General features: G+C 69.1%; 4 protein-coding genes and 2 rRNA genes (1 of these 6 cut by a window edge). 5 read left to right on the top strand and 1 reads right to left on the bottom strand.

The annotated features are described in order from the left end of the window. From GA0070610_RS16775 to GA0070610_RS16760, 4 genes are all read left to right on the top strand, one after another. A 23S ribosomal RNA gene (locus tag GA0070610_RS16775) occupies window positions 1–2,278 on the top strand; it begins 833 nt to the left of the window's first position. A gap of 83 nt (window positions 2,279–2,361) precedes the next feature. Beyond that, window positions 2,362–2,478: ribosomal RNA gene (gene rrf / locus GA0070610_RS16770) — 5S ribosomal RNA — on the top strand. Between the two features lie 1,795 nt (window positions 2,479–4,273). Continuing rightward, window positions 4,274–5,236 carry a tetratricopeptide repeat protein gene (locus GA0070610_RS16765; RefSeq protein WP_197697897.1) on the top strand — a complete coding sequence of 321 codons (963 nt, stop codon included), beginning with the start codon at window positions 4,274–4,276 and terminating at the stop codon, window positions 5,234–5,236. After that, on the top strand, window positions 5,233–6,249 hold the full coding sequence (locus GA0070610_RS16760; protein WP_089000912.1) for an HAD-IIA family hydrolase: 1,017 nt from the start codon (window positions 5,233–5,235) through the stop codon (window positions 6,247–6,249). Before GA0070610_RS16765 ends, GA0070610_RS16760 begins: the two co-directional genes overlap by 4 nt. Before the next feature lie 33 nt (window positions 6,250–6,282). On the opposite strand, the gene GA0070610_RS16755 is transcribed toward GA0070610_RS16760, so the two are convergent. Then, window positions 6,283–6,621 (bottom strand): SCP2 sterol-binding domain-containing protein, encoded by a 339-nt coding sequence (locus tag GA0070610_RS16755; protein ID WP_089003556.1) that lies wholly within the window; start codon window positions 6,619–6,621, stop codon window positions 6,283–6,285. Between the two features lie 112 nt (window positions 6,622–6,733). Between GA0070610_RS16755 and GA0070610_RS16750 the strand changes: the two genes are divergently transcribed. Beyond that, window positions 6,734–7,336: a phasin family protein gene (locus GA0070610_RS16750; protein WP_089000911.1), complete on the top strand. Its 603-nt coding sequence runs from the start codon at window positions 6,734–6,736 to the stop codon at window positions 7,334–7,336. Window positions 7,337–7,345: the final 9 nt, after the last annotated feature.

The raw sequence follows: 7,345 nt of genomic DNA, 5'->3' as shown, positions 1-7,345 counted from the left end.
GAAAAGTTGGGGGATGACCTGTGGTTAGGGGTGAAAGGCCAATCAAACTCCGTGATAGCTGGTTCTCCCCGAAATGCATTTAGGTGCAGCGTCGCGTGTTTCTTGCCGGAGGTAGAGCACTGGATGGTCTAGGGGGCCCACAAGCTTACCGAAATCAGCCAAACTCCGAATGCCGGTAAGTGAGAGCGCGGCAGTGAGACTGCGGGGGATAAGCTTCGTAGTCGAGAGGGAAACAGCCCAGATCACCAGCTAAGGCCCCTAAGCGTGTGCTAAGTGGAAAAGGATGTGGGGTCGCATAGACAACCAGGAGGTTGGCTTAGAAGCAGCCACCCTTTAAAGAGTGCGTAATAGCTCACTGGTCAAGTGGTTCCGCGCCGACAATGTAGCGGGGCTCAAGCACACCGCCGAAGCTGTGGCATTCACATTTTAACCACGCAACGCCTTGATGTGTTGTGCAGGTGTGTGGATGGGTAGGGGAGCGTCGTGCCGGGGGTGAAGCAGCGGGGTGACCCAGTTGTGGACGCGGCACGAGTGAGAATGCAGGCATGAGTAGCGAAAGAAGGGTGAGAAACCCTTCCGCCGGATGACCAAGGGTTCCAGGGCCAGGCTAATCCGCCCTGGGTGAGTCGGGACCTAAGGCGAGGCCGAGAGGCGTAGTCGATGGACAACGGGTTGATATTCCCGTACCCGCGAAAGAGCGTCCCTGATGAACCTCGTTGTGCTAACCATCCAAACCAGCCAAGGCCTTCGGGTTGAGGTTGGGGAGCGTGGGAACCTGGCGGGTAGTAGTCAAGCGATGGGGTGACGCAGGAAGGTAGCTGAGCCCGGCCGGTGGTTGTGCCGGGGTAAGCGTGTAGGCCGTGTTGTAGGCAAATCCGCAACACATGAAGGCTGAGACGTGATGCCGAGCCGATTCAGGTGAAGTCAGTGATCCTATGCTGCCGAGAAAAGCCTCTAGCGAGTTCTTAGCGGCCCGTACCCCAAACCGACACAGGTGGTCAGGTAGAGAATACCGAGGCGATCGGGCGAACTGTGGTTAAGGAACTCGGCAAATTGCCCCCGTAACTTAGGGAGAAGGGGGGCCGGAGACGTGAAGCCCCGCGCGGGTGGAGCGTTGTATGGCCGCAGAGAGCAGGGGGAAGCGACTGTTTACTAAAAACACAGGTCCATGCGAAGAAGTAATTCGATGTATATGGACTGACGCCTGCCCGGTGCTGGAACGTTAAGGGGACCTGTTAGCTCTTCGGGGCGAAGCGGAGAACTTAAGCGCCAGTAAACGGCGGTGGTAACTATAACCATCCTAAGGTAGCGAAATTCCTTGTCGGGTAAGTTCCGACCTGCACGAATGGCGTAACGACTTCCCCACTGTCTCAACCACAGGCCCGGCGAAATTGCATTACGAGTAAAGATGCTCGTTACGCGCGGCAGGACGGAAAGACCCCGGGACCTTTACTATAGCTTGACATTGGTATCTGAGTTAGCTTGTGTAGGATAGGTGGGAGCCGGTGAAGTCCATACGCCAGTATGGGTGGAGGCAATCTTGAAATACCACTCTGGTTGATTTGGGTATCTAACTTCGGACCGTTATCCGGTTCAGGGACAGTGTCTGGTGGGTAGTTTAACTGGGGCGGTTGCCTCCTAAAGGGTAACGGAGGCGCCCAAAGGTTCCCTCAGCCTGGTTGGCAATCAGGTGTTGAGTGCAAGTACACAAGGGAGCTTGACTGTGAGACTGACAGGTCGAGCAGGGACGAAAGTCGGGACTAGTGATCCGGCACTTGCGAGTGGAAGCGGTGTCGCTCAACGGATAAAAGGTACCCCGGGGATAACAGGCTGATCTTCCCCAAGAGTCCATATCGACGGGATGGTTTGGCACCTCGATGTCGGCTCGTCGCATCCTGGGGCTGTAGCAGGTCCCAAGGGTTGGGCTGTTCGCCCATTAAAGCGGTACGCGAGCTGGGTTTAGAACGTCGTGAGACAGTTCGGTCCCTATCCGCCGTGCGCGTAGGATACTTGAGAAGGGCTGTCCCTAGTACGAGAGGACCGGGACGGACGAACCTCTGGTGTGCCAGTTGTCCCGCCAGGGGCACGGCTGGTTAGCTACGTTCGGAAGGGATAACCGCTGAAAGCATCTAAGCGGGAAGCTCGCTTCAAGATGAGGTATCCCACCCCACTTTGTGGGGGTAAGGCCCCCAGCTAGACGACTGGGTTGATAGGCCGGAAATGTAAGCCCGGTAACGGGTTCAGTTGACCGGTACTAATAGGCCGAGGACTTGACTACTAAGCTGCTACGCGTCCACTGTGCAACTCTCGATAAACGAACAACAGACCACGGTGTGGTGTTGTTTGATATGTCGATAGAGTTACGGCGGTCATGGCGGAGGGGAAACGCCCGGTTACATTCCGAACCCGGAAGCTAAGCCCTCCAGCGCCGATGGTACTGCACTCGGGAGGGTGTGGGAGAGTAGGACACCGCCGGACAACTTTTCCAGTCGAGGGCCGCCCCATCCGGGTCGGCCCTCGACTGCGTAGCGTCGTGGGTGACGCAATGAGGAAGGATGTACCTGTGAGTTCAGGACCGCAGGGCGGAGATCGTCCCCGTCGCTACGAAGACCGTTCGGGTGGGCGCGAGGGAGCGCCGCGCCGCGACGACCGGCCCCCGTACCGGGAGGACCGGGGCGGCCAGCGCGGCGGGTACGCCGGCGGCAACCGTCGTGACGGCGACTCCCGTGGTGGCGATCGTCGCGAGGGCGGCTTCCGGTCCGGTCCGCGTGACGGCGACTCCCGTGGTGGTGGCGCCCCTCGTCGCGACGCCGGCGACCGCCAGGGCGGGTTCCGTGGCGGTGACCGCGAAGGTTTCCGTGGCGGTGACCGCCGCGAAGGTGGCTTCCGTCGTGAGGGTGACGAGCGCTCCGGCGGTTTCCGTGGTGGGGACCGTCGTGAGGGTGGCGATCGTCCGGGTGGTTTCCGTGGTGGGGACCGTGATGGTGGTTTCCGCGGTGGCGATCGTCGTGAGGGCGGTTTCCGTTCGGGTCCGCCGCGTGAGGGTGGTTTCCGCGGCGGTGACCGTCGTGAGGGCGGTTTCCGTTCGGGTCCGCCGCGTGAGGGCGGCTTCCGTGGTGGGGACCGTCGTGAGGGCGGTTTCCACGGGGGTGACCGTCGTGAGGGCGGTGACCGTCCGGGTGGTTTCCGTGGCGGCGACCGTGAGGGTGGCTTCCGTGGCGGCGATCGTCGTGAGGGCGGTGACCGTCCGGGTGGTTTCCGCGGGGGTGACCGCGATGGCGGCTTCCGCGGTGGCGAGCGTCGCGAGGGTGGCTTCCGTTCGGGTCCGCCGCGTGAGGGTGGTTTCCGTGGCGGCGACCGCGATGGTGGCTTCCGTGGCGGCGATCGTCGTGAGGGCGGCGAACGCTCGGGTGGTTTCCGCGGGGGTGACCGCGATGGCGGCTTCCGCGGTGGCGAGCGTCGCGAGGGTGGCTTCCGTTCGGGTCCGCCGCGTGAGGGTGGTTTCCGTGGCGGCGACCGCGATGGTGGCTTCCGTGGCGGCGATCGTCGTGAGGGCGGCGAACGCTCGGGTGGTTTCCGCGGGGGTGACCGCGATGGCGGCTTCCGCGGTGGCGAGCGTCGCGAGGGCGGTTTCCGTTCGGGTCCGCCGCGTGAGGGTGGTTTCCGTGGCGGCGACCGCGATGGTGGCTTCCGTGGCGGCGATCGTCGTGAGGGCGGCGAACGCTCGGGTGGTTTCCGCGGGGGTGACCGCGATGGCGGCTTCCGCGGTGGCGAGCGTCGCGAGGGTGGCTTCCGTGGTGGCGACCGTGAGGCTGGTTTCCGGGGCGGTGACCGTCGCGAGGGCGGCGACCGTCCGGGCTACCGGGGCGGCGACAGGCAGGGCGGCTACCGGGGCGGTGACCGCGAAGGTGGCTACCGGGGCGGCGATCGCCAGGGTGACCATCGCGAGGGTGGCTTCCGTGGTGGCGACCGTGAGGGCGGTTTCCGGGGCGGTGACCGTCGCGAGGGCGGCGACCGTCCGGGCTACCGGGGCGGCGACAGGCAGGGCGGCTACCGGGGCGGTGACCGCGAAGGTGGCTACCGGGGCGGCGATCGCCAGGGTGACCATCGCGAGGGTGGCTTCCGTGGTGGCGACCGTGAGGGCGGTTTCCGGGGCGGAGACCGTCGCGACGAGCGCCGGGAGCGTCCGGAGGCGGAGGGGGAGCGTACGGCGGCCCCTGCGCTGCCCGACGAGATCGTCGCGACCGACCTCGACAAGGACGTCCGGGCCGAGCTGCTCTCGCTGGCGAAGCCGGTCGCCGAGACGGTCGCCCGGCACCTGGTGGCGACGGGCCAGTTGATCGACGAGGACCCCGCCGAGGCGCTGGCGCACGCGCTGGCGGCCCGTCGGCTGGCGTCCCGGATCGCCGCCGTGCGTGAGGCGGTAGGCCTGGCCGCGTACCACGCGGGGGAGTGGCAGACCGCGATCGCGGAGCTGCGCACGTACCACCGGATGAGCGGGTTGCAGAGCCACCTGGCGGTGCTCGCGGACTGCGAGCGGGCGCTGGGCCGGCCGGAGCGGGCGATCGACCTGTTCCGTGGCGCGGACCGGGAGAAGCTGGACCAGGCAGTGGCGACCGAGCTGCTGATCGTGGCGGCCGGGGCGCGCGGTGACCTGGGTCAGAAGGACGCCGCCGTGGCCATGCTCCAGGTTCCCGAGCTGACGAGCGAGACGGCTGAGCCGTGGACGGCGCGCCTGCGGTACGCGTACGCCGACGCCCTGCTCGCGGTGGGCCGTCGCGAGGAGGCCCGCGAGTGGTTCTCCCGGGCGGCCGACGTCGACGCCGAGGGCGAGACCGACGCCGCCGAGCGGCTGCTGGAGCTCGACGGCGTGGTGATCGAGGGCGACGAGGAGGACGAGGAGCCCGCCGAGGAGGTCGCCTCCGGCCCTGGTGCCCCGGGTGCGGTGCCGGCCCGACCGGACGCCGACCTCACCGGTGACGCGGAGCCGACGGACGACGACGCGGACGACCGGGACGACGACGAGGACGACCGCGACGACGAGGACGACGACGAGGACGACGAGCAGGACGAGGCCGCTGTCGCGGCGGTGCCGGCGGACGACCTGTCCGACGACGAGTTGACCGACGACGAGGCGGGCTCCGTCGCCGCCGGGTCGACCGGCGACGACAGCGGTGCCCGCGCCGGTGGCGGCGAGGCCACCGCCTCCGGCGGGTCGGACGCCGCGCAGCGATGACGACGGGTGCCGGGGAACGGCTGGTCGACGGGTACGCCCTGGTCGTTTTCGACCTGGATGGCGTGATCTACCTGATCGACCGGCCGGTCCCCGGCGCGGTCGAGGCGGTCGGCCGGCTGCACGCCGAGGGCCGTTCGGTGGCGTACGCGACCAACAACGCCTCGCGCCGCTCCAGCGAGGTGGCCGACCTGCTCACCGGGATGGGCGTGCCCGCCCGGCCCGAGGAGGTGCTCACCTCCGCGGCGGCCGCCGCCGAGCTGCTTCGTGACCGGCTGCCGGCCGGCGCCGCCGTGCTGGTCGTCGGCACGGAGGCGCTGCGGGCGGAGCTGCGCGCGGTGGGGCTCACCCCGGTGTCCCGGGCCGACGAGTCACCGCTCGCGGTGGTGCAGGGGTTCGGCCCGCAGGTCTGCTGGGCGGACCTGGCCGAGGCTTCGGTGGCCGCACGCGGCGGTGCGACCTGGGTCGCCACCAACGCCGATCCGACGCTGCCCAGCGGCCGGGGGCCACTGCCGGGCAACGGTTCCCTGGTCGCCGTGCTGCGTACGGCGCTCGGCCGGGACCCCGACGTGATCGTCGGCAAGCCCGAGCCGGCCCTGTTCACCACGGCGGCCCGCCGCGCCGGGCAGGGCCGGACGCTGCTGGTCGGCGACCGGCTGGACACCGACATCGAGGGCGCCCGGCGGGCCGGCCTGGACAGCCTGCTCGTGCTCACCGGCGTGAGCGACGCGGCCGAGCTGCTCGCCGCCCCGGCGCACCGCAGGCCGACGTACGTCTCGATGGATCTGGCGGGGCTCTTCGACCCGGCCGCCGTCGTGCGGGTCCCGGGCCCGGCGGACGCCGGCGGCTGGTCGGTGGCGCCGCGCGACGACACGCTGGAGCTGCGCGGGGCGGGCCGCCCGCTGGACGCCCTGGCGGCGCTCTGCGGAGCCGCCTGGTCGGGACGGGCGGCGCTGGTCCGTCCCGGGTCGGCCGAGGCGGAGAAGGCGCTGGCCGAACTCGGTCTGGCGGACTGACCGTCCGTCGGCCGTTTCCGGTCCGGCGACCGGTCAGAGCAGCTTGCGCAGCTTCATCAGGTCGAGCGGGTTCGCCTTGATCGACACTCGTCGGGACGTGACCGCGCGGGTGATGTCGAGCTCGCCGCGGACCAGCGCGAGCAGGTCGTCGCTGCCGGTGCTCAGCGCGATCTTGGCCTTCGGGTCGTCGCCGTCGGCCAGGTCGACCAGGCGACCGCCGGAGAGCCGGCCGTGGAAGGCGGTCTCCAGGTCGGTGACGCGGCAGGCCAGCGTCCGGTCGAAGTCGACCTTCTCCCGCACCGTCTCCGCGTTGCGGTCCAGCCGCGCCGCCAGATCCCGCAACGCCTGCCGGCATTCGTCCACGCTGGCCACGACCGCCCCCTCACCGCTCGCCACGCCGTCCCCGGCACCGTACCGCACGGGGCGTCGCGGGGTGCCCGGTAGCGTGGCACCTGCACACCCCCGCCCCGGGAAGGAATCAGGCATGCAGGACGCGTGGCGCGCCTACCTCGAGCTGGCCATGGGCCTCACGGAGGCGCCCCGGAAGAAGGCCCAGGACGCGGTTCGCCGGGTCGTCGGCTCGGGCGGGGCGACCGCCGCCCAGTTGCAGACCCTCGCCGAGGAGCTGGTCTCCACCGGCGCCGCCAACCGTGAGGCGCTGACCAAGCTGGTCCGCTTCGAGGTGGACCGGGCCCTCGGCGCGGTGGGGCTCGCCACCGCCGACGAGGTCGCCGAGCTGACCCGCCGGGTGCACGAGCTGGAGCGTCAGCTCCGCGACGCCAAGGCGACCCCCGGCGCCCCGACGCCGGTCCCCGCCGGCGTCCTGGAGCCGGCGGGCCCGGGGTCCGTCGCCGCGTCGTCGGCCGCCCCGGGGGTCGCCGAGCCGGCCGTACCCACCTCGGCGACCCCCGGGGCGGTCGCCAGGCCGGCGGTGGCGAAGAAGGCGCTGGCCAAGAAGGCCGTCGCCAAGAAGGCGGTGGCCAAGCGGGCGCCGTCCGCCCTCGCCCCCACCGAGGACGCCGCGGAGCCGGTCCGCCCGGCGAAGAAGGCGCCGGCCCGCAAACGACCGCCGCAGGGCGAGGCGTGACGCGCCCGG

The sequence above is a fragment of the Micromonospora echinofusca genome (assembly GCF_900091445.1).
Lineage (GTDB): Bacteria > Actinomycetota > Actinomycetes > Mycobacteriales > Micromonosporaceae > Micromonospora > Micromonospora echinofusca.
Note: the sequence above shows the minus strand (reverse complement) of the source record. Positions and strands in the feature narration are given on the sequence as shown.